19 protein-coding genes and 1 tRNA gene are annotated in these 21,909 nt (G+C 46.8%); 4 read left to right on the forward strand and 16 right to left on the reverse strand.

Annotated features, from left to right (window positions below; all coding sequences use genetic code 11):
* Positions 1 to 130: 130 nt before the first annotated feature.
* Positions 131 to 811 (forward strand): phosphate signaling complex protein PhoU, encoded by a 681-nt coding sequence (phoU, locus tag HXT32_RS04990; protein WP_248893152.1) that lies wholly within the window; start codon positions 131 to 133, stop codon positions 809 to 811.
* A gap of 156 nt (positions 812 to 967) precedes the next feature.
* On the opposite strand, the gene HXT32_RS04995 is transcribed toward phoU, so the two are convergent.
* Together HXT32_RS04995 and lysS are read right to left on the reverse strand one after the other, a co-directional pair.
* Positions 968 to 1,708 (reverse strand): phosphoglyceromutase, encoded by a 741-nt coding sequence (locus tag HXT32_RS04995; RefSeq protein ID WP_004112459.1) that lies wholly within the window; start codon positions 1,706 to 1,708, stop codon positions 968 to 970.
* A gap of 155 nt (positions 1,709 to 1,863) precedes the next feature.
* A complete protein-coding gene (gene lysS / locus HXT32_RS05000; RefSeq protein WP_116431886.1) occupies positions 1,864 to 3,561 on the reverse strand; it encodes a lysine--tRNA ligase in 1,698 nt (565 codons plus the stop codon).
* A gap of 238 nt (positions 3,562 to 3,799) precedes the next feature.
* Here lysS and HXT32_RS05005 point away from each other — a divergent pair.
* From HXT32_RS05005 to HXT32_RS05015, 3 genes are all read left to right on the forward strand, one after another.
* Positions 3,800 to 3,873: transfer RNA gene (locus HXT32_RS05005), tRNA-Pro, on the forward strand.
* Between the two features lie 221 nt (positions 3,874 to 4,094).
* Positions 4,095 to 6,092 (forward strand): DUF4037 domain-containing protein, encoded by a 1,998-nt coding sequence (locus HXT32_RS05010; RefSeq protein WP_422118930.1) that lies wholly within the window; start codon positions 4,095 to 4,097, stop codon positions 6,090 to 6,092.
* Positions 6,089 to 6,757, forward strand: coding sequence for a DUF4125 family protein (locus HXT32_RS05015; RefSeq protein WP_422118931.1), 669 nt, complete (start codon positions 6,089 to 6,091; stop codon positions 6,755 to 6,757). The genes HXT32_RS05010 and HXT32_RS05015 overlap by 4 nt, the downstream gene beginning before the upstream one ends.
* Here HXT32_RS05015 and HXT32_RS05020 read toward each other — a convergent pair.
* The 14 genes from HXT32_RS05020 to ruvX form a co-directional block, all read right to left on the reverse strand.
* Positions 6,754 to 7,440, reverse strand: a complete 687-nt coding sequence (locus HXT32_RS05020; protein ID WP_422118932.1) for an HAD family hydrolase — start codon at positions 7,438 to 7,440, stop codon at positions 6,754 to 6,756. The genes HXT32_RS05015 and HXT32_RS05020 overlap by 4 nt on opposite strands.
* A gap of 57 nt (positions 7,441 to 7,497) precedes the next feature.
* A complete protein-coding gene (locus HXT32_RS05025; RefSeq protein ID WP_004110664.1) occupies positions 7,498 to 7,971 on the reverse strand; it encodes a metal-sulfur cluster assembly factor in 474 nt (157 codons plus the stop codon).
* 32 nt (positions 7,972 to 8,003) lie between these two features.
* Positions 8,004 to 8,705: a Fe-S cluster assembly sulfur transfer protein SufU gene (gene sufU, locus HXT32_RS05030; protein ID WP_116431889.1), complete on the reverse strand. Its 702-nt coding sequence runs from the start codon at positions 8,703 to 8,705 to the stop codon at positions 8,004 to 8,006.
* A gap of 86 nt (positions 8,706 to 8,791) precedes the next feature.
* Complete coding sequence (locus tag HXT32_RS05035) at positions 8,792 to 10,123, reverse strand: SufS family cysteine desulfurase (RefSeq protein ID WP_422119083.1); 1,332 nt, start codon at positions 10,121 to 10,123, stop codon at positions 8,792 to 8,794.
* A gap of 103 nt (positions 10,124 to 10,226) precedes the next feature.
* Positions 10,227 to 11,003: a Fe-S cluster assembly ATPase SufC gene (gene sufC, locus HXT32_RS05040; RefSeq protein WP_004110671.1), complete on the reverse strand. Its 777-nt coding sequence runs from the start codon at positions 11,001 to 11,003 to the stop codon at positions 10,227 to 10,229.
* Between the two features lie 9 nt (positions 11,004 to 11,012).
* Entirely contained in the window at positions 11,013 to 12,260 is a 1,248-nt protein-coding gene (sufD, locus tag HXT32_RS05045; protein ID WP_064621560.1) for a Fe-S cluster assembly protein SufD, read from the reverse strand.
* Positions 12,260 to 13,798 (reverse strand): Fe-S cluster assembly protein SufB, encoded by a 1,539-nt coding sequence (gene sufB, locus HXT32_RS05050; protein WP_049762345.1) that lies wholly within the window; start codon positions 13,796 to 13,798, stop codon positions 12,260 to 12,262. The genes sufD and sufB overlap by 1 nt, the downstream gene beginning before the upstream one ends.
* Positions 13,799 to 14,130: 332 nt before the next feature.
* On the reverse strand, positions 14,131 to 15,813 hold the full coding sequence (locus tag HXT32_RS05055; RefSeq protein WP_415690094.1) for a CTP synthase: 1,683 nt from the start codon (positions 15,811 to 15,813) through the stop codon (positions 14,131 to 14,133).
* 62 nt (positions 15,814 to 15,875) lie between these two features.
* Positions 15,876 to 16,331, reverse strand: a complete 456-nt coding sequence (aroQ, locus tag HXT32_RS05060) for a type II 3-dehydroquinate dehydratase (protein WP_064621559.1) — start codon at positions 16,329 to 16,331, stop codon at positions 15,876 to 15,878.
* Positions 16,332 to 16,350: 19 nt separating this feature from the next.
* Positions 16,351 to 18,033: a bifunctional shikimate kinase/3-dehydroquinate synthase gene (locus HXT32_RS05065; RefSeq protein WP_422118933.1), complete on the reverse strand. Its 1,683-nt coding sequence runs from the start codon at positions 18,031 to 18,033 to the stop codon at positions 16,351 to 16,353.
* Positions 18,030 to 19,217, reverse strand: coding sequence for a chorismate synthase (gene aroC, locus HXT32_RS05070; RefSeq protein ID WP_422118934.1), 1,188 nt, complete (start codon positions 19,215 to 19,217; stop codon positions 18,030 to 18,032). The genes HXT32_RS05065 and aroC overlap by 4 nt, the downstream gene beginning before the upstream one ends.
* A 49-nt stretch (positions 19,218 to 19,266) precedes the next feature.
* On the reverse strand, positions 19,267 to 19,683 hold the full coding sequence (locus HXT32_RS05075; protein ID WP_081378921.1) for a peptidase A24: 417 nt from the start codon (positions 19,681 to 19,683) through the stop codon (positions 19,267 to 19,269).
* Between the two features lie 511 nt (positions 19,684 to 20,194).
* On the reverse strand, positions 20,195 to 21,385 hold the full coding sequence (gene mltG, locus HXT32_RS05080) for an endolytic transglycosylase MltG (protein ID WP_415693317.1): 1,191 nt from the start codon (positions 21,383 to 21,385) through the stop codon (positions 20,195 to 20,197).
* A gap of 45 nt (positions 21,386 to 21,430) precedes the next feature.
* Entirely contained in the window at positions 21,431 to 21,889 is a 459-nt protein-coding gene (gene ruvX / locus HXT32_RS05085) for a Holliday junction resolvase RuvX (protein WP_004110340.1), read from the reverse strand.
* Positions 21,890 to 21,909: the final 20 nt, after the last annotated feature.

The following is a 21,909-nucleotide window of genomic DNA, read 5'->3' on the forward strand; positions in this document are numbered from 1 at the left end:
ACTTTACACGGCTGTAAAGTTTCGGTCGCTTCGTTACCAGCGTCGTCTATAATTACATAGGATGCCTGACTTATAGCGACGTGCAAACTAGGCGTTCAAATAAACTCACAGCACTGAGAAAGGACGCACCATGCGAGTAATTTTCAACGAAGAAATGAAGGCGATTGCTTCAAACATCGAGCGCATGGCAGAACTTGTAGCAAAAGCTATGAACGATGCTGGAAGCGCGCTTTTAAACGCGGATTTGGAAGCTGCTCAAACTGTTATCGATAAAGACGCAGACTTAGACGCTTTAGAAGCAAGCACTATTGACCAATGCTTGACTTTGCTTGCTCGCCAAAACCCTGTGGCAACAGACTTGCGTGAAGTTGTAGCTACAATGCGATTAGCTGCAACGTTTGAACGCATGGGAGATTTAACAAGTCATATCGCTCAAATTACTAGACGAACCTGGCCTGAATCTGCTATTGCGCAAGAAGGACGCGAAACTATTGTTGCAATGGTTGATTTCTTGCACGAACTGTCAGGCCGCTTAACGACCATGGTTGCAAATCGCGATGTGCAAATGGCGGAAACTATTATTGCTGGCGACGATGCGCTCGACAAATTGCACGAGAAGATTTTTGAGCTGGTAGAAGGCGAAAATTGGAAGGGTACACGCAGGCAGTTAATTGATGTCGTTCTGCTTAGCCGCTTTATTGAGCGAATTGGAGACCATTGCGTTGCCGTCGCAAGGCAAATTGTGTTTATTGTTTCCGGATTCGATCCGTCCAAGAAGCCGGAGCCAGATAAAGACACGGTTGTAGCGTAAAGCGGTTACAGCGAAACGCGCTACGCAATTTCAAGTTACTCAAAAGTGCGCACGAAAATAAAACGTGAATAAAAAAGTAGGTCTGCAAATTAATTGCAAACCTACTTTTATTGTAAAAGCTAACTTAAGCAGTTCAAAGCTAACTTAATCAGAGTCTCACTTCTGACCTTGAGCAGCCACGGCAGCAGCGCCGGCAGCAGCAGCTTCTGGATCCAAATACTCACCGCGAGGCTTGATTGGCTTGAAGTTCTCATCCAACTCGTAAAGCAGAGGAATAGCGGTTGGAATGTTCACCTTGGAAATCTCTTCCTCGCTCAAGTTATCGAGCATCTTAACGATTGCGCGCAAGCTGTTGCCATGAGCAGCAATCATTACAGTCTTGCCGGACTTAAGCTCTGGAATAATATCCGACTCCCAGTAAGGAGTTACGCGAGTCACAACGTTTGCCAAAGCTTCAGTTTCTGGAACTGGATCGCCTGCGTAACGAGGATCATTCGTCTGAGAATACTCATCGTTTGGATCAATCTCAGGAGGTGGAGTTGCGTAAGAACGACGCCAAATCATGAACTTCTCATCGCCATATTCCTGACGAATCTCAGACTTATTCTTACCTTGCAAAGCACCATAATGACGCTCGTTCAAACGCCAGCTGCGACGAACTGGAATCCACAAGCGGTCGGCTGCATCAAGCGCGTAATTCGCGGTATTGATAGCGCGGCGAAGCAAAGAAGTGAACACGATGTCTGGAAGAACGTTCTTCTCTTTAAGAAGCTCGCCACCATGCTTAGCTTCCTCAACACCCTGCTCAGTCAGCGGTACATCAACCCAACCAGTGAACTGATTGGTCTTATTCCATGCGCTCTGACCATGTCGGAGCAATACTAATTTGTATGTCATAGTTACCTAGTCTATTCGTTTCGTACGACTACTTACAAAAAGTAAACAAACACGAAAAATTTAATCAAAAAAGTCGCCGAACACTAAAATAGCATTCAACGACTTTTAAGATTAATTCAACTGATTATAACTAATACAACTAGCGATAATCACAACTAGCGAAGAGGCTTCACGAGTGGGAACGTAATTGTCTCGCGAATAGTTGCGCCAGTAAGAGCGATCAGCAAGCGATCAATACCCATTCCCATGCCGCCAGCAGGAGGCATACCGACGCCGAGAGCCTCAATGAAGTCCTCGTCAATATCCATTGCCTCAACATCGCCAGCCAAAGCATCCTTAGCTTGAGCAACAAAGCGCTCGCGCTGCACAACAGGATCGTTAAGCTCGGAGTAGCCGGTTGCAAGCTCAAAGCCACGCACGTACAAATCCCACTTTTCGACCATTCCAGACTTCGTACGATGACCTTTAACAAGCGGGCTCGTCTCAACTGGGAAGTCGCGCACAAACGTTGGCGCGTAAAGCTTATCCTCGTAGAAGTGCTCCCACAAGTGCTCAACCAATTTGCCGTGATTCTCCACTTCGTCGCGCTCAACACCAAGCTTGTCTGCAATCGCACCCAAATGCTCAACGGAAGTTTCCGGCGTAATCTCCTCGCCCAAAGCCTCGGAAAGCGAGCCGTACATGGTAATCTGCTTCCACTCGCCGCCAAAATCGTACTCTTCGCCATTAAGCAAAGTCACCTTAGTGGAACCGAAAGCATCGACAGCAGCCTTCTGAATCAACTCCTTGGTAAGAGCAGCAATCGTATCGTAGGTGCCGTAAGCTTGGTAAGCCTCAAGCATTGTAAACTCTGGAGCGTGAGTTGCATCCACGCCTTCGTTGCGGAAATCGCGGTTGATTTCGAACACGCGCTCAATGCCACCAACCAAGCAACGCTTCAAGAAAAGCTCAGGCGCAATGCGCAAATAAAGATCAATGTCGAAAGCGTTCATGTGAGTTGTAAATGGACGAGCAGCAGCACCGCCGTGAACCGTTTGCAACATTGGAGTTTCGACTTCCAAGAAGTCATGACTGTCGAAAGTACGGCGAAGAGAAGCCACAGCGCGCGAACGCCTGCGAACCATATCGCGAATCTTCTCGTCCGCAATCATGCCAATATAAGGCTTGCGCGTACGAGTGTCGTCGCTTAATTCCTTATGCAAAGCCGGAAGCGGCTGCAAAGCCTTAGCCGCAATCGCCCACTCGGTTGCAAATACAGAAAGCTCGCCAGTCTTAGAAGAAATCACGCGACCACGAACGTACAAGTGGTCACCCAAATCCACCATCTGCTTAAAACTTTTAATGGACTCCTCACCAATTTCCTTCTTGGAAACCATCGCCTGAATCGTAGTACCGTCACCGGCAGAAAGCTTAACAAAGCACAAGCCGCCAGCGTTACGCAAGAAAAGCACGCGACCTGCAATACCAACCTCGGTATCGGTTTCTTCGCCAGCTTCAAGCTTGCCATCGAAATCAGCACGCACCTTTTCGATTGTGTCAGTAACGTTAAGATGCACAGGATAAGGCTGCACACCCTCCTTAAGCATCATTGCGCGCTTAGCAACGCGCATCTGTACCTGCTCAGGATGAGCTTGTGGCCCAAATTCTTTATTGCTTGGGTCGATTGCTTCATCCAAGGTTGCGCCTTCGTTTACGCGCTTGGCGATTGCCTCGTCTTGAGCGAGTAACATTTCGGCATGTTCAACAGTGTCAATTTCATTGACGGTATCTGTTGCTTCGTTTTCTGCTGCATTTTTAGCGGCAGATTCTGCGGCACTTTGCGCGGCAGACATTGCAGTATTGGTGTCAGTCATAAACGCTAATTGTAGCCAGTAGGTAATACAGGTTTTATACGCGACTTGCAGTGATAATTTGCGATATGTTTACAAAGAAATTCCGCAGCCTGTAGCAATATGCTTACGCGGGACTTACTTTGCGTGACTTGCTTTGCGCGACTTGCACACGCTTTACAATAATTTGTATTAGCCAACCTGTAACATTACGGACGTTGTTGGAACTTTTATGCGCATATGCTTTCGCTAGTTTCAGCATCGGGCTGTAGCGCAGTTTGGTAGCGCGCTTCGTTCGGGACGAAGAGGCCGCGGGTTCAAATCCCGCCAGCCCGACTTTTGATTTCTAGAATCACCCTCCACCCACGCACACGCAATTCCGACATTTCCTATACGCGGCTGTAAAATTTCTGCCGAATTAAGGCGCGTAGGCGATATTTCCTTTACACGTGCGTAAAGTTTCTGCCGCAATTTGGCGTGAAAGCGGCAGTTTCTTTACATGGCTGTAAAATTGAAGTCGATTGATTGTGAACAAGCGCAATAGCAAGGGGGCTTTGATGGAGGACGCTGCGCAATTTTATAACGAGCTTGACGAAATGTTCGCGAATCACGCGAGCGCAGACGCGATTGAAACGTATCTTTTGCGAAAACTTACCGAAGCCAATCCCCTGCAACTGTCTATTCTCAACGAACTCATGGGCTTTTACCGTTCGCGCGGAGAGCACACAAAAAATCAGCCAATCATCAATCGCGCTCTAAATCTTGCAAACAAAATGCAGCTAGCTGGCACGGAAGCTGGCACAACTACGCTAATTAACGCCGCCACAAGCCTTCGCGCGGCAGGCAGCTACGATCGCGCCGAAAAAATTTACACTCAAGCTCTTAACGAATCCACCGAAACGCTCGGCACTAAAAACCGCAAGCTTGCCGCGCTTCACAACAATCTTTCGATGCTTTACAGCGAAACCGGTCGCACGCATGATGCAATTGAGGAGCTTAATCAGGCGCTTGAAATTTTGCAAAATACGAGCACGGATCCTGAGTGCGACATCGATATTGCCGCCACGCACACGAATCTTGCGCTTTCGATGCTGCAGGAGTGTACGAAGGAGCATACGAAGGAGTGCTCGCATCCCAACACCAGCACAAACAGCAAATCCGCAACTCTTGAATCCGCTTTTGAACACGCTTCGACCAGCGTTCGCATGTATATTGCGGGGAATAACGAAAATCAGCCGCACTACGCTTCTGCATTGGCAGGCTTTGCGCAAGTACAGTGCGCGCGCGGAGAGTACGCTCAGGCTGAGGAAAGTTACAGTAAGGCACTTGATTTGATTGCGAGATGCTACGGAAAAGATAGCGAATCTTACGCGATTACGGCAGAAAATTTGCGACAGACGCGCAAGTTGGCAGAAAAAGTTACGAAAATATCCGAAAAAGTATCTGCAAAATTATCTACAAAAATTCAAGAATCATCAAGCCAACAAACAGAAAGCCAACACGCAGCAAACAATAACATAAAAACCGGCATGCAATTATCGCAATCATACTGGCAAACTTACGGAAAGCCGTTACTTGATCAGCCAAAATTCGCGAGGTACAAAAATCGCATTGCAGCAGGATTAGTTGGTCACGGATCGGAATGTTACGGTTTTGACGACGAGATTTCGCGCGATCACGATTTTGGACCAGGCTTCTGCTTGTGGCTTACCGACGAAGATTACGCGGAAATCGGCGCGGATTTGCAGGCTGCTTACGACGCACTTCCGCGAAAATACGCCGGTTTTGACTCTCGCAACGAAACGCCGCGCGCAAAATCATGCGAAAGCAGCAAGCGCGTCGGAGTATTTCGCATAAGCGAATTTTTTGAAAATATAACCGGCTTCCCCACTGCTCCAAGCCAAAACGAGCCACACTTATGGCTCTCATTAAACGAGCCAACGCTTGCAGTAGCAACGAATGGCAAAATTTTCGCGGATCCTCTTGGAAAGTTCTCAAAGGCGCGCCAAAGCTTCAAGCTCATGCCGGACGATGTGCGAATCTCACTAATCTCGCGCAGACTTGGCATGATTTCGCAAGCTGGCCAGTACAATTTCCCACGCATGATCGCGCGCAAAGACGCATCCGCAGCATGGCTTTCTATCAACGAATTCGTGCGCGCAACTGCTTCCCTCGTTTTTCTGCTCAACAATCCTGTAACCGCAGGCTACTTGCCTTACTACAAGTGGCAGTTTGCGGCATTGCGCAAGCTCAGCAATCGCATGGCTTCTAGGCTTCCGGAAGTGTGCGGAAAACTTGAGTCGGTAATGCGACTTTCTTCCGCTGCTTGTTTTGGCGGCGACGGTTCCGGCGGCGACGGTTTTGGCGAAGGCGGCAAAGGAGCGGGAATTGCGCAAAAGCAAGTTACGCAAATAATTGACAGCATTTGCGAAGATATTGTGCGAGAATTGCAATATCAAGGCTTAAGCGATTGCGACGAAACTTTTTTGGAATGGCAGCGGCCGTACGTTGAAGCGCATATTAATTCGCGCGCTGCGTGCTTAAGGAGCTTATGATGTGCGATTCATCAGTAAATACGAAAGCGCAAAAGCTTGCGAAAGCAGAAAATCTTGCGGAAGAAATCACTAAACTCGAGTGGGATCAGTTTCAGCTTACAGAAAACGAAGGCGGACGCGCGAATTGCCAAGGAAACTGGCCAACTTTTCGCATTATGCGCATGAGTCAGTTTTTGGCGTGGCCGCTGGATTTGCAGGAGTCTTATAAGCAGGATCTTGAGCGCGCAAACAGCAACGGCGGCAATTTGATTACGGAAAAGTATGCGCGAATGATGGAGTCGACTGCGCCGGAAATTTTTGAGCGCACGATTAAGCCTTATATTAAGCCGATTTTGGAGCCTAGAAAAAGCGCGCAGGAGCAGATTATTTTAACTCAAGTTGAGTGGGCTGTGGGTTTTCGCAATCGCTACCCAAATTTGGGTTTTGCGATGCGCGTGCTTAAAACTAGCGAGGATACGGCAGAGAATACGTCTTTTGAAACGTATTTGCGAGGCGAATTAAGCACGTATTCTGACGCAACTTTCGCTAAATACCAGCGTTTTGTACATAACTTGCGCGCGGAAAACCTAAATCTTACGCAAATGATAATCGCGAATACCGTGCACATGTATGGCTACGATTCGCTCGAAGCGGCCGAGCGCGCGCAGATTAGAAATGCAGCTTAAGAATAAAGCAGCGACGCTGCAGAAGCTGCGCGAGAGTCACTTTCGAGAAAAAGCGCGGAAGCAGCGGAAAGACCGGTTTGTTGCAAAAACGTGCGGTAAAGCATTACGTCGGGTTTGCGCAAATGCGATTCGTAAGATGCACAAACGCCGTTAAGCTCGCCGAGTATTGGGCAAGTTTTGCGCGCGCAGTTTACCCAATCGCAAGAAGCGTTACCAAGCGCCCACACGCGCACGCCGCTCGCAATCAACTCACGCACCACAGCCGAAGCATCCGCAAGCTCGCCTGCAAAACCGCGCTCGAAACGCTCAAAATACAAGCGATATAGCCATGTAACTGCCGGCCCGTGATGCTCATCAAACGAATCCAGCGCTTGCTTGCAACTCCACCCAGCCTCGCGCAATGACTCGTGAAACTCAAATCCCCACTCAGGCTCGAAACTAAAAAGCACTTCCCCAATAAAATCAGGATAATCTGCAGCCAGAGTGCGGCGCGCATCCCAATCCACCAGCAATTGCAAGTCGAAAACAACGTCAGTTATTTTGCGCAAAGCATACTTGCGAATACTATTTTCGCGCACATCACTATTTTCGTGCACATCATTGCGCACATCATTGCGCACATCACTTATTTCGCGAATATCACAGATACCGCTTGCACTAACTGCCTTTATTTCAGCGCCCATAATTCCCACTTGTGCAATACGTTGCTCTCAAAACAAAACAGCACGCAAACCAAATACTCACACAGTTGGCGGAATACCAGCACTCATCGACGCATCGCCAACTACGCCAGAACCGTACATTCCTGCAGCAAAATTCGCTTGCAAACTGTTGAGATTGTAGCCAAGCGCCTCAAGCTGCGCGCGACCGTCCTCATTAATGTTTTCAACGCTCCAACGCGGCTTCCACGTCCAATCAATACGAAACTCTTCCACCAAGCCTGCGAGCGCATTCGCACACTCATCCTCAATCAATTCAGTTAACGGACATGCAGGCGTGGTAAGCGTCATAGTAATAATTGCGCGCCCAAGCTCATCAATTTCAATACCATAAACCAAGCCTAAATCAACCACGTCAATGCCAAGCTCAGGATCCACAACATCGTGTAAAGCGTCTAAAATATCATCTTCTGTAACTCGGCCAATGTCATTCGCGCTTAAATTCGCAGGATGCGTTTCATACATCACCTCAGATGCCGATTGATTTTCTGCCATAATATTCCTTGCTTTTACGTTACATAAAGATTTTATAGTTCTTTCATAGCCTTTGCAATGCTGTCTTTTAAGCCTTCCCACGCCAAAAGCGCGCACTTAATTCGCATTGGGTAGCGCGATACGCCTTGCAAAACCATTGCATCTTCCAGCACATCTTCGTCCTCTTCGCTTTGCAAACCTTCTCCGCGAGATTCCATAAGTTTGTGGAAAAGCGCGTCTAATTGTAAGGCTTCGTCAACTGATTTTCCTTCGACTAGATCAACCATCATTGAAAGGCTTGCTTGCGAAATTGAGCAGCCGTGACCGTCCCACTTAATACTTGATACTATTGGTGTTTCGTCATTATTTGCGCTGCGCGAAAGCTCCACGCGCATGGTAACTTCGTCGCCGCAAGTTGGATTGAATTGGTGCGATTGACCTAAAGCAGAGTTTTCGTCAGATGTAACAGCGCAACTTTCGTGAGTATTATTTAGGGTGATTTCGGCAGATTTTGTATTTTCAGCAGATTCTTTATTTTCGGAAGATTCTGTATTTTCTGCAGATTCGGCAGATTCAGCAGATTCTTGAGATTCTTCCTGCAATTCCGCTTTTGCGAGCGCATCCGTGCTTTCAAAATGAGTTTTGCCATGCGGATTTCTAGCAGCATCCAAAATCACTTCTTGATACATGTTTTCCAAGCCGTCACCAGCCGCATCTGAAAAACCAGCGCCCGCACCAAAACCCATATCAAACATACGCTCTCCTTACCTACTCGCTAATTCGCTAACTCGCCAATTCGCTTTGCTAACACGCTAACTCTCCAACTCGCTCGCTAACAATATTATGCGCCAAAGTAGGCGCGAACGTGTGAGACTGCTTCAACAAACGCGCGAGCCTCGTCAACTGTGTTGTAAACGCCAACAGAAGCGCGATTCGAAGCATACACGCCAAAATGACGGTGAATCGGCTGAGCACAATGGTGTCCGACGCGAATCGCAATGCCCTGCGCGTCCAAAAACTGTCCAACATCGTGCGGATGCACACCTTCAACTTCAAAAGCAACCGTGCCAATTCGATTCTCTAAATCAGCCGGCCCCAAAATGCGAACTCCCGGAACGTCTTGCAATTTTAGCAATTCTGCAGCAATTTCCCGCTCATGCTCTGCAACTTTATTCATGCCCACCGCGCGCAACCAATCCGCTGCAACGCCAGCCGCAACCATTTGCGCAACCGGCTGAGTTCCAGCCTCAAAACGGTAAGGCGCATCCATGTATTGCGCCGGCTTGTTAAGCCACGCAAGCTCTACCATTGAGCCGCCAAAATTGGCAGGTGGAAGCGCGTTCAAAAGCTCGCGGCGACCATACAAGAATCCAACTCCTGTAGGACCATACATTTTATGCGCACTAAATGCCGCAAAATCAACGTTTAAAGTGTGAAAATCAACCGGAATATGAGGCACTGACTGGCATGCGTCGAGCACAAAAATCGCACCAACTTCGTGAGCGCGCTTGCAAATCGACGAAACATCCGTAATCGCGCCAGTAACGTTGCTAATATGCGTAACTGCAACGATTTTCGTGCGCTCGTCAATAATTGTTCGCAAATAATCCGCGTCCGTGCGCACGCGGCCGTCCTCTGTTACGTCAATCCAACGAAGCTCCGCTCCAGTGCGAAGAGCCAGCTCTTGAAATGGTAGCAAAACAGAGTGATGATCTGCGCGAGATACGACTATTACATCGCCTTCTCGAAGCACAAAATTTTGGCGGAAATCAGCAGAATCATCGCTGTCTTTTTTGCAAATTCTCGCCTTCGCACTAGCGTTACCAATAGCAGTTGCGAAAAGATTAAACGCGCCGGTCGCGCCCGGAGTAACAATAATTTCCTCGCTGCCAGCATCCGCGCAAGCTCCAACGAGACGCGCAACTTTCGCACGCGCTTCTTCGAACGCAACCGTGGAAAGTGCCGCCAACTCGTGCGCTCCCCTGTGCACACCAGCGTTAATTGTTTCGTAAAACTCTTTTTCGGCGTCGATTACAACTTGCGGCTTTTGCGAAGTAGCTGCAGAATCCAAGTAAATCAAGGGTTTTCCGTGCACAGTATCGTGAAGCGAAGTGCCGTGAACCGTGCGACTTAAAATCGGAAACTGCGAGCACAAATCACTAAATTCTCGCATAATATTTTCTGTAGTCACTGTAGTCATATTAAACCGTTTTTTACGCTATTTTGACGCTATTTTTACGAATATACAGATAGATTAAACTGTATTTGAACCGCGCTTAAGCCAGTGCCGACTCAGTTGCACCTTCCGGCAAATACTTGTCGTAGCCTTCTTCTTCCAGCTCGTCCGCAAGCTCCGGTCCTGCAGTCTTTACAAAGTGACCTTGCGCAAAAACGTGCACAATATCCGGCTTAATATACTTGAGGATTCGCGTGTAATGCGTGACCATCATAATGCCCAAACCGGTGTTCTCTTTGGCGCGATTCACGCCTTCAGACACAATTCGAAGCGCGTCAACGTCTAGACCAGAATCAGTTTCATCCAAAATTGCAAACTTTGGTTTCAAAAGCTCTAATTGCAAAACTTCCGCACGCTTCTTTTCGCCGCCGGAGAAGCCTTCGTTTACAGAACGCGACGCAAATTTTGGATCCATTCGAAGCTTTTTCATAGCCTCGCTAAGTTCTTTCACCCAGCTTCTTAAAGATGGAGCTTTGCCTTCGACTTCAGTTTTTGCAGTACGAAGGAAGTTCGTCATAGATACGCCCGGTACCTCTACTGGATATTGCATTGCGAGGAATAATCCAGCTTTTGCGCGCTCATCAGGAGTCATTTTCAAAATATCTTCGCCGTCGAGAAGAACTTGACCCGAATCGACTTCATACTTTGGGTGTCCTGCCAAAGTGTAGGCAAGAGTAGACTTTCCAGATCCGTTAGGACCCATGATTGCGTGAGTTTCGCCAGAATTAACTGTAAGATTTACGCCTTTTAAGATTTGCTTGCGACCTTCTTTTGTTTCTACAGAAGCGTACAAATCCTTAATTTCCAAAGTTGACATGTTTTTCTCCTATTCTTCCGTTCTTGCAAGACGGCGCTCAATCGCCTTCATTAAGTGATCAACAATTTCCGGAACGCCAATTTCTTCAATAAGCTCGTTAAAGAATCCACGCACAACAAGCTTTCTGGCTTCAACCTCACTAACTCCGCGAGACTGCAGGTAGAAAAGCTCTTCGTCGTCAAATCGTCCAACTGAACTTGCATGACCCGCGCCAATAATATTGCCGTTTTCAATTTCCAAATTTGGCTCAGAATCGGCGATTGCGCCAGGAGTGAGCACCAAATTACGGTTCAACTCGTACGAATCTGTGCCAGGAGCTTCCGGCTTAATAAGCGCGTTTCCAACCCAAGTTGAATGCGCTCCCTTCCCTTCCAAGGCACCCTTGTACACTACTCTGGACTTGCATTCCGGATAATTGTGCACAACCATTGTGCGGTGCTCAACATGCTCGCCTGGATCCACAAAATACATGCCGAGCATGTTCAAATCACCCTGTTCGCCGCCAAAATCCTGATCCATGCGAATGCGCACAACATCTCCGCCAAGAGTGACCATCGTGTGGCGAAGCGAAGCTCCCTCACCAACGTGAATACGCTGATTTCCAACGTGTTTACTGCCCGAATCCCACTCTTGAATAAAGGTAGTAGAAACGTGCGCGTGCTTTCCGAGGATGATTTCCACACCTTCAGCAAGTTTTGCGCAGCCGGTATGTTCGATAATAATGTCAGCATTCGAGCGAGAATCCGCTTCGATTACTAAGTGCAATGCGTCAAGCGTATTAACATTATCACCCTGAATTTTCAGTACGATTGGCTTTTTGATTTCGCCAGATACGTGAAGCACGTATGCAGATTTCGCTGTATTCCACGCGACTGCAGCTACGCGATCAGACGGCTTCATATCGGTATGAGGAGCCTCGTTTTTCGGCTTTACTTGCAAACTTACGGAACCGTCGCTACCAACGTAAGAATCATCCAATGCAGCTCCACCAACACCTTCAAGAGTTACTTGAATACTATTAGATGGTTCAAAACGCTCGAAAAACTCGGAAATTCGCTCAACTGGAGTATATCGCCAATCTTCCTGCTTTCTAGTTGGAATCGCAAAATCTTCCACATTAAACGAGCGCACGGATTTATCTGCGCTAGAAGGCATTGCTGCAGGAACCGCATACGGATCATTAGGGTCTGCTATAGGAATAGTAATTTCTTTTTCCGTCATTTTATTGCCTAAATTCTCTTTTAAATCTTCGCTCATCAGCCCACGGATCCTTCCATTTGCAACTCAACTAAGCGATTCAACTCAAGCGCGTACTCCATTGGCAGCTCGCGGCTAATCGGCTCCACGAAGCCGCGAACAATCATGCCCATAGCCTCTTTTTCTTCAAGCCCTCGACTCATCAAATAGAAAAGCTGATCCTCCGAAACCTTGGAAACAGTGGCCTCGTGAGCCATCGAAACGTCATCTTCGCGCACGTCAACATGCGGATAAGTATCGGACCTGGAAAAATCGTCAACAAGCAAAGCATCGCACACAACAGACGAACTAGAGCCCTTCGCACCCTTAATAATCTTCACAAGACCGCGGTAAGCTGAACGTCCGCCGCCGCGCGAAATCGACTTAGCAACAATCGTAGAACTCGTGTGAGGAGCTAAATGAATCATCTTCGCACCAGTATCTTGATATTGTCCGCGGCCAGCAAAACTCAAAGACATAGTCTCCGCTTTTGCATAAGGCTCGGCAAGAATACAAGCAGGATACTTCATAGTAGCTTTGGAGCCGATGTTTCCGTCAACCCACTCCATTGTGCCGCCCTCGCGCACGTAAGCTCGCTGAGTTACCAAGTTATACACGTTATTTGACCAGTTTTGCACTGTTGTGTAACGCACACGCGCATGCTTTTCCACAACAATTTCAACGTTTGCAGCGTGAAGCGAATCCGTGGAATAAATTGGAGCCGTGCAACCTTCAACGTAATGCACATAAGAGCCTTCGTCCGCAATAATAAGCGTTCGCTCAAACTGACCCATGTTCGGCGTATTAATTCTAAAGTAAGCTTGAAGCGGAATATCCACGTGCACGCCTTTTGGAACATACACGAACGAGCCGCCACTCCAAGCCGCGGTGTTAAGAGCCGCAAACTTGTTGTCGTCAACAGGGATCACGGTTGCGAAATACTTTTTTACAAGCTCCGGATACTTTTGCACTGCCGTATCCGTGTCAACAAAAATCACGCCTTGAGCTGCCAAGTCTTCGCGAATCGAATTGTAAATAACTTCCGACTCGTACTGTGCTGCAACGCCTGAAACTAAGCGCTTTTTCTCCGCTTCCGGAATGCCTAAGCGATCGTAAGTTTTGCGAATATCTTCCGGCAAATCGTCCCAAGTTTTTGCTTGATCGTGAACCGGGCGCACGTAGTATTTAAAATCGTCAGCGTCAAAACCGCTTAAATCCACGCCCCAATCCGGCATTGGCTTTTGCAAAAACGCGCGGTAGCCTTGCAAGCGAAGATCTAGCATCCACTCCGGCTCGTTTTTATCGGCAGAAATTGCGCGAACAACCGACTCGTCAATACCCTTTTTTGCAGCCTCGCCTGCAGCGTCCGAATCGTGCCAGCCGTAATTGTAATCACCAAATTCAGCAACAATTTGCTCATCTTGGCGGATTTTCTCTTCGTTTACGCGAGCGCGATCTGCCACATACTGGCTCATTTCAACGTCTGCAGCTTTATTTTTTGCTAGATTACCATCGCTTGCTGCAACGCTTGTATCGCCAGTAACGCCAGTATCATTCATATTGCCAGTATCGCTCATAAAGCCTGTAACACCTCCATACTTAACGCACACCTGCGCGCGGTACGTATCAATTGGCAAAAGCTGCTCCCCAAGCGCTACTTTTGCACTCTCCCCACTCAATTATCACCTATCTAAGGTTACCTCGTAATGCGATTTCTTGGTATAGCCGTGTTACGCGCAAAACGTAATGTTTATCACAATCTAATAAAACAAAAACGGCAGAAACTTTACGCGCGTGTAAAGAAAAGATCGGTTGCGAATGAAAAAGCGGCAAAACTTAGGAAAACCCAGTCTTACCGCTTATTTCTATTTACTTAATTCTTACTTAAGCCTTACTTATCAGCCTTACTACTAGCAGCAGCTTCCTGATGTTCCAGTGCTGCCGCAACCAATCCAGCAAACAGTGGATGAGGTTTAGTTGGGCGAGACTTAAACTCTGGATGAGCTTGAGTTGCAACATAGAATGGGTGAACACTCTTAGGAAGCTCCACAAACTCAGTCAAATTACCATCTGGGCTTTGACCGCTAATACGCAAGCCGGCTTCACGCAAACGATCCTTATATGCCACGTTCACTTCATAACGGTGACGGTGACGCTCAGTAACATGCGTAGTGCCGTAAAGCTCAGCAACAATAGAACCTTCTTCAAGCATTGCAGGGTAAGAGCCAAGTCGCATTGTGTGACCCATATCTCCCTTACCAGCCACGATATCCTTCTGCTCTTCCATAGTCGCAATTACTGGATCGCCACAATCCTTCTCGAACTCAGTGGAATTAGCATCCTCAAGCCCAAGCACGTGACGAGCGTACTCAATAACCATAGATTGCAAGCCAAGGCAAAGACCAAGCGTTGGCAAACCATGCTCGCGAGCGTAACGAAGTGCGCCAATCTTACCTTCAATACCGCGAATGCCGAAGCCGCCTGGAATAACCATGCCGTCCATTTGGTCAAGAGCCGCAGCTGCACCTTCTTGAGTTTCGCACTTGTCGGCAGCAACCCAGCGCACATTCACCTTAGCCCAGTTTGCAAAACCGCCAGCTTTAATAGCCTCGGTAACAGAAAGGTAAGCATCCGGCAAATCAATATACTTTCCAACGATTGCAATGTTTAGCTCATGCTTTGGATGATGCACGCGCTCAAGCAAATCTTCCCACTCGTTCCAATCAACATCGTGGAATGGAAGCTCAAGCTCGCGAACAACGTAAGCGTCCAAGCCCTCGTTGAACAAAATCTTCGGCACATCGTAAATGCTTGGAGCGTCAACGCAGTTCACAACGCCTTCAGCATCGACATCACACATAAGCGAAATCTTGTCTTTAATAGCCTGATTAAGCGGACGATCGGAGCGCAAAACAAGCGCGTCTGGAGAAATACCAAGCTGACGCAGCATCATCACAGAATGCTGAGTTGGCTTAGTCTTCAACTCGTGCGCTGCAGCAATATAAGGTACCAAAGAAACGTGCACAAACATGCAGTTTTCAGGACCTAAATCGCGACGAACTTCGCGAGCAGCCTCCAAGAATGGCTGGGATTCAATATCGCCAACTGTGCCGCCGATTTCCGTAATAATCACGTCTACATCGTCGGAAGCTTGCGCGCGCATACGCGACTTAATCTCGCCAGTAATATGCGGAATAACTTGCACGCACTGACCCAAATATTCGCCAGCGCGCTCCTTACGAAGCACAGATTGATAAATCTGACCTGTAGTTACATTCGCTTTCTGGCTTAAGAAAACATCGAGGAATCGCTCGTAATGACCAATATCGAGATCTGTTTCTGCACCATCTTCCGTAACATAGACTTCGCCATGCTGGAATGGGTTCATTGTACCCGGGTCAACATTGATATAAGGGTCGAGTTTTTGTTGTAATACATGCAATCCGCGACTGCGTAAAAGTCGACCTAAAGATGATGCTGTAAGGCCTTTTCCGAGGGACGAAACTACGCCACCTGTGACAAAAATATGCTTTGTAATATGCTCCTGAGAGTTACCATGTTGTCTTCTAACCATGGAACTCCATGGTATCTTCGAGCCTCGACGCTGGGTGTTGATTCGCAAAAAATCGAACAAAATCAAACAAGATGCGCAACAGCTTCCAAAGCGAGCTTATAGCCGTATAATCCCATGCCTGTAATAGTGCCGGTTGCAACAGGACTAATTACACTAATTTTACGAAAAGCATCGCGCGCAGCAGGATTAGAAATATGCACTTCCATGAGCGGAACTCCAGCATCCAAAACCATGTGAACAGCGTCCGCGAGCGCGTAACTGTAGTGTGTGAAAGCGGCAGGATTCATAACAACAGGCGTATGAGTATCTGCAGCTTCGTGCATCCAGTGAACCATTTGCGCTTCGTCGTCACTTTGGCGCACTTCTACTTCAAACCCAAGTTCCGCACCCCACTTTTCGCATTTCTCGCGCAAAGTTTCAAAGTTCTCACTACCGTACACGTCCGGCTGACGCACGCCTAAACGACCCAAATTCGGTCCGTTTACAACAAGCACTTTTTTTGTATGCTGATTTTCCATTTTTACCTCGCAAGATTAATTAATTTTGCTTATAAACGCGCTCAAAAGCTTCACGAACAGCTTCAATAGGCGGATTGTCTAAATGCATAGGATTAGAAATACCATCCAAAATTACGAAACGTAGCATGTTGCCGCGCGCTTTTTTGTCGCGATGCATAAGGTTAAGCACGCACTCAAAAGCGGCATCCGCATCTTTTGCACACTGCCACGAAGTTGGCAATCCAAGCGAATCCAAAAGCGAACGATGATACGCAACGTCTCCCGCATCCAAATATCCTAAAATTTGCGCAAGCTCCGCCGCAAAAACCATACCAACAGCTACAGCGTTTCCATGACGCCAGCGGAAATGCTCAATCTGCTCAATCGCGTGGCCAAGCGTATGCCCGTAGTTCAAAAACTCGCGCAAACCCTGCTCTTTTAAATCGCTCGATACGTGATACGCCTTTACTTTAACTGTGCGTTCAATAAGCTCCACGAGCAGTTCATGAAGTTCGTTATTATTTTCTAAATCATCCCCATTAAATTCACGCAAAAGCCTTGCGTTATTGGCATCGCTAAGAATCTTCAAAATTTCGCCATCGCGAATAAAACCAGATTTTGCAACCTCGCCCAAGCCTTCAATAAGAATATCGTTTGGAAGAGTTGCAAGCGTAGAAGTATCTGCTAAAACGCCAGCTGGAGTGTAAAAGCTGCCGACTAGATTCTTTCCAGCATCCGTATTAATACCAGTTTTACCGCCCGTAGACGCGTCAACCATCGCAAGAAGCGAAGTAGGGCAGTTTACATAGCGAATTCCACGCATCCAAGTTGCAGCAACAAAGCCAGCGACATCCGTTGCTGCTCCTCCACCTAAACCAACAATTGCATCCGAACGAGTAAAACCAGCTTCTGCCAGGTTAGCCCACAATCCACTTGCAACTTTAATAGTTTTTCCAGCTTCTGCATCCGGAATTAACATGTCGAAAACTTCGTAACCAGATTGGCGCAAAATAGTTCGAGCTTTGTCGCTATGACGCTGAACAGGTTGCGTGTGAACTAACGCCACTTTAACTGGCTTAGTCCCAAGCATTTGCGGCAGAAGTTGCATTGCACCGTCACCAATTCGCACATCGTATGGTTCAATTCCTTCACCTGTTACGTGCACAATACGTTGCATAATCATGCTCCTTAATTTTTCTGCAGCCATATACGGAGTCGAACCTTTTGTTTGCATGTGAATATTCGATACCGCTCTAAAAACAGGATCTCTCTGCTCAAATAATTCCATCCAACGCTTTTGCGCATCTTCTCCAGAAAACATAGGACGATTATTATTCCAGCTTGCACGCTCAATAGCCTCTTTAGCATTTGCTTGCAAATACACAACGCGACCACCACTACGCATATACTCACGCAAAACTTTTTGAGTTTCTTCACGCATAGGCGCACCGCCACCAAGCGAAACTATTCCCTTTGTAGAATCTTCTATAGGTGTATCTCCCAAAATTGCCTCTCGCACTATGCGAGCTTCTATTTTACGAAAAGCATCCTGGCCATATTCCTCGAAATATTGCGGTATTGACATATCAATATCGCACTCGATCATGTCATCTGTATCATAAAAAGGCAGATTCATAAGATGCGCAACTTCGCGGCCAACACGCGTTTTTCCAGCAGCAGGCATGCCAATAATAACAGCTAGCGGAAGTTTAGTGTTGCTCATTTCATATTCTCCGGCCAGGAAGCTACGTAAGACTCCACATTTCGGCGCGTTTCTTGCAAAGAATCTCCGCCGAATTTTTCCAAAGCATACTTAGCTAAAGTAAGCCTTACCATCGCTTCTGCAACTACAGAAGCAGCTGGCACAGCAGTGAAATCAGAGCGCTGATTAATAGCTTGAGCAGCTTCGCCAGTAAGCACATCCACTGTGCGCAAAGCGCGTGGAATAGACGGAATTGGTTTCATTGCAGCGCGCACGCGAATGATTTCGCCGTTCGACATTCCGCCTTCAATTCCTCCAGCTCGATTAGTAAGACGCTTAATTTTCCCATTTTCGTCTGTTACCATTTCGTCGTGCGCGGCCGATCCGGGGCGATCTGCTTCTGCAAAACCGTCGCCAATTTCCACGCCTTTAATAGCCTGAATTCCCATAATCGCGCTCGCGAGAGCCGCATCCAAGCGACGATCCGACTCAACGTATGTGCCAACTCCTGCAGGCATGCCGTAAGCAAGCACTTCCACTACTCCACCGAGCGTATCTGCATTTGCTTTTGCTTCGTCGATGCGAGCCATCATTCGCGCTTGCGCATCTTTGTCAAGAGTGCGAACTGGAGAAGCATCCAAAGCAGCAACATCATCTGGTGTTGGTAAAGCTAAACTTTTGTTAGTGTATTCGCCGCCGATGCCGATAACATGCGCAACTGTGCGCACGCCTAAAGCTTGCTGTAAAAACGCATCAGCAATAGCACCCAAAGCAACGCGCGAAGCTGTTTCCCTAGCGCTCGAACGCTCTAAAACTTCGCGAGCATCATTAAAACCATACTTGCGCATACCAGTTAAATCCGCATGCCCTGGACGAGGGCGGCTCAAAGGAGCATTTCTGCCAACTTGCTCAACCTCGTGATCCAAAGGATCTGCACTCATTACTTCGGTCCACTTTGGCCACTCTGTATTCGCGATTTCTACAGCAATCGGAGAACCAAGCGTTACGCCGTGGCGAACTCCAGTTAAAAGACGCACTTTGTCTTGCTCAAACTTCATACGCGCGCCACGACCATAACCAAGGCGACGGCGAGCAAGTGCCGAAACTACATCATCGCTAGTAATATGCACGCCAGCCGGCAAACCTTCAATCATGGCTACTAACGCTTCACCGTGCGACTCCCCTGCCGTTTGCCATCTAAGCATGCCATTTCTCCTTTCTCAAGCAATTTACGCGTCTAAATACTCTACTCTACTAACTACCAAGTATTGAGCTGGTTGTTATTGACAGCAATGCTGCGAGTATTGCAGATATTGCTTCTACTGGTACGAATGGTATTGATGCGTTGATTGGCGAGCAGATTTTGCAGTAAATTTTCCATAGCAAAAGCCAAAGTAAGCCAACTGCTCCAACTAAAGCGAACCAGTAAATTAAGCAGTAAAAGCCGAATAATACCAAGGCTTGCGCAATCATCGACGCGCTCGTAACATCTCCGAAGCCAATAGCATTTTTTGCGGAAATTTTTCGCATACTCCAGTAAATTACAAAAATAATTACGCAAGAAATCCAGCCGAAAATAAGCACGCTAATATTTCTAAATAAAATAATCGAATATATGAGATTCGCAAAAGATTGAAAAATTCCTGCAATAACAACCCAAAGTCTTGGCACTACGCGACTTTTTATGTCTGTTGCGCAAACTGAAATTAAACATGTGAGCGTTGGCAGCACCGATAGTATCGTAATAATTAATTGCTTCATTAAAGCAGATTACGAAAACTTGCGAAACTGTTACAACCTCAAAACATATATGTGGTTAAAAGCTATATTTTAATAGTTTAATTTTGCATCATTCAGTCGTGTGGATATTAGTGTGGTAGAGATTTGAGATTTTTCGCACTGAGCGCGGCGAACGTCAGAGCCGCAGGCTGCTGATTCGCCAAGCGAAGAAGAAAAATCGAAAAATCTCTGCGATAAAACGAGGTTATTAACGATTAAACACGCAGAGTTTTGGGGGATTTCTCTACGAGCACTAAAAGAGGACTGAGAAGCTACATTCTTTAAAGAAAGGCGAACACACTAAACTCTTTTAGCAGCCAGAGCGCACGAAGGACGGGACGTGCGAGGAGAGAAATCCCCCAAAACTCGCGCCACATCAAGGAAAACAAAAACAAGCTTTAGTTTAGTTGCCTTCAGGATTGTTGCGCTTGTACTCGTCGCGGAACTTCAAAAAGTCGTCTTTATTATCCGCAAACTTCGTTTCGCCAGTTTTCAAATTCGTGGTGACGAAGTAAAGCCACGGACCGTCTTGAGGCTTAATAGTGGCAAGAAGAGCGTTGTCTCCAGCAATACCAATAGGCGTAGGAGTCAAACCCTTGTGAATGCGAGTATTGTAAGGATTATTTGGATTATCTAGCATTGATTGCGTAAGCTTTATAGGTTTTACTCCCGCTCCGTAGCCAATTGTAGAGTCCATTCCAAGAGGCATATCTTTTGCCAAACGGTTCAGTATTACGCGAATAACTTTGCCATAATATTCGCGATTATTCACTTCAGCTTCGGCAATAGATGCCATAATTAAGGCTTTTTCTCTATCTTTACCTTTAGGAATTCCAAGAGAATCAAGTTTTTCAATACGCTTTTTTACCATTGCGGAAAGAATAGCATCCGCACTTTTCATAGCTTTTACGTTATAAGCTCCAGGCTCTAGCCAGCCTTCAACACTACCGTTTGCTTCAGCAGGCAGAATTCCTGCAGCACCATCAGCTAACGCAGCCTTGAATTTATCTAAACTTATTCCAGATAATGTTGAAGCTTTTTGCAAAACGTCTGCTGCGTGATCCCCTGCACGAACTTCAAGGAATCCGCCTGCTTTTGTTTGATCTGAAAGAATATCAACTACATCAATAGCAGCCATATGTTTTTTCAGTGAGTAAACGCCAGGATACAAAATTTTATTATTTGCAGAAACAGCTGAAGTAAAAGCTGATTGAGATTTAACAACATTTGCCTTAACTAATTTGTTGGCAACGCTAATAGCACCCTCGCCGGTGTCAATAGTAAACTCAACCGTTCCAAAGCCTGGGCCTGGCCAATCTGCAACAGACTCGCTATTTTGAGATAATTTCCACGCGCGAACCGCACTGTATCCAAAATATCCAACAACAGCTAATACGAATACGAGCAGAATAGATAAAACGACTTTTGCTCTACGCCTGCGTTTTTTTGCTTCAAGACGAGCTTTAGCACGTTTTCTGGAGCTAACAGTCGAAGACTTGTATTTAGAAGAATTAGATGATTCTGACGACGGCTCGCCATCATGCTCAGTCCACTTTGCATGTTTGTCAAAAAATTCATCAAAATTGTCAGACACGCTATTCTCCTCTTCGCTATTTCTGCTTTTATTCGATTTTCAAAACTACTCTGCATTATTTGCGTCAAGCGCAGACTGCAAAATCAACACTGCCGACTGCTGATCTACCATTGGACGATGCTTTTTAGTAGAAAGATCCGCTTGCAAAAGCTGACGATGAGCACTTACTGTTGTCAAACGCTCATCTTTCCAAACTACTTCTGGCATATAATCCAACGCCCAATCTTTTTCGTCATGCAATATTTGCATGCGTTTTATTAGATTCTTCCCCCAGCGCAGAGCTTTTTTAGCAGATTTTCCTTCAGTGCCATCAAGTTGCAAAGGCAAGCCTATAACAACTTTTTCTACATTGTTATCTTCAATAACTTCAAGCACTTCATCTATAGCATGGAAGGAATCTCCAAACACTTGCACATTACCAATAGGATGTGCAAAGGTGAGACCAGGGTCGGAAAGTGCAAGTCCGACCCTTGCGTCACCTAAATCAATACCTAACCACACCATATTTCGTGTTGCTTTTGGTA

Source organism: Gardnerella sp. DNF00747, from assembly GCF_049262675.1.
GTDB classification, from domain to species: domain Bacteria; phylum Actinomycetota; class Actinomycetes; order Actinomycetales; family Bifidobacteriaceae; genus Bifidobacterium; species Bifidobacterium swidsinskii.

What these genes read in the sequence shown, in the direction of transcription:
- sufU (WP_116431889.1), bottom strand. Translation starts at nt 8,705, where the DNA reads ATGTTTGATATGGGTTTTGGTGCGGGCGCTGGTTTTTCAGATGCGGCT.
- HXT32_RS05035 (WP_422119083.1), bottom strand. Translation starts at nt 10,123, where the DNA reads ATGCGAGAATTTAGTGATTTGTGCTCGCAGTTTCCGATTTTAAGTCGC.
- ruvX (WP_004110340.1), bottom strand. Translation starts at nt 21,889, where the DNA reads ATGGTGTGGTTAGGTATTGATTTAGGTGACGCAAGGGTCGGACTTGCA.
- aroQ (WP_064621559.1), bottom strand. Translation starts at nt 16,331, where the DNA reads ATGGAAAATCAGCATACAAAAAAAGTGCTTGTTGTAAACGGACCGAAT.
- sufD (WP_064621560.1), bottom strand. Translation starts at nt 12,260, where the DNA reads ATGAGCGAAGATTTAAAAGAGAATTTAGGCAATAAAATGACGGAAAAA.
- HXT32_RS04995 (WP_004112459.1), bottom strand. Translation starts at nt 1,708, where the DNA reads ATGACATACAAATTAGTATTGCTCCGACATGGTCAGAGCGCATGGAAT.
- aroC (WP_422118934.1), bottom strand. Translation starts at nt 19,217, where the DNA reads ATGCTTAGATGGCAAACGGCAGGGGAGTCGCACGGTGAAGCGTTAGTA.
- HXT32_RS05065 (WP_422118933.1), bottom strand. Translation starts at nt 18,033, where the DNA reads ATGAGCAACACTAAACTTCCGCTAGCTGTTATTATTGGCATGCCTGCT.
- lysS (WP_116431886.1), bottom strand. Translation starts at nt 3,561, where the DNA reads ATGACTGACACCAATACTGCAATGTCTGCCGCGCAAAGTGCCGCAGAA.
- HXT32_RS05020 (WP_422118932.1), bottom strand. Translation starts at nt 7,440, where the DNA reads ATGGGCGCTGAAATAAAGGCAGTTAGTGCAAGCGGTATCTGTGATATT.
- HXT32_RS05010 (WP_422118930.1), top strand. Translation starts at nt 4,095, where the DNA reads ATGGAGGACGCTGCGCAATTTTATAACGAGCTTGACGAAATGTTCGCG.
- HXT32_RS05015 (WP_422118931.1), top strand. Translation starts at nt 6,089, where the DNA reads ATGATGTGCGATTCATCAGTAAATACGAAAGCGCAAAAGCTTGCGAAA.
- phoU (WP_248893152.1), top strand. Translation starts at nt 131, where the DNA reads ATGCGAGTAATTTTCAACGAAGAAATGAAGGCGATTGCTTCAAACATC.
- HXT32_RS05025 (WP_004110664.1), bottom strand. Translation starts at nt 7,971, where the DNA reads ATGGCAGAAAATCAATCGGCATCTGAGGTGATGTATGAAACGCATCCT.
- sufC (WP_004110671.1), bottom strand. Translation starts at nt 11,003, where the DNA reads ATGTCAACTTTGGAAATTAAGGATTTGTACGCTTCTGTAGAAACAAAA.
- HXT32_RS05055 (WP_415690094.1), bottom strand. Translation starts at nt 15,813, where the DNA reads ATGGTTAGAAGACAACATGGTAACTCTCAGGAGCATATTACAAAGCAT.
- sufB (WP_049762345.1), bottom strand. Translation starts at nt 13,798, where the DNA reads ATGAATGATACTGGCGTTACTGGCGATACAAGCGTTGCAGCAAGCGAT.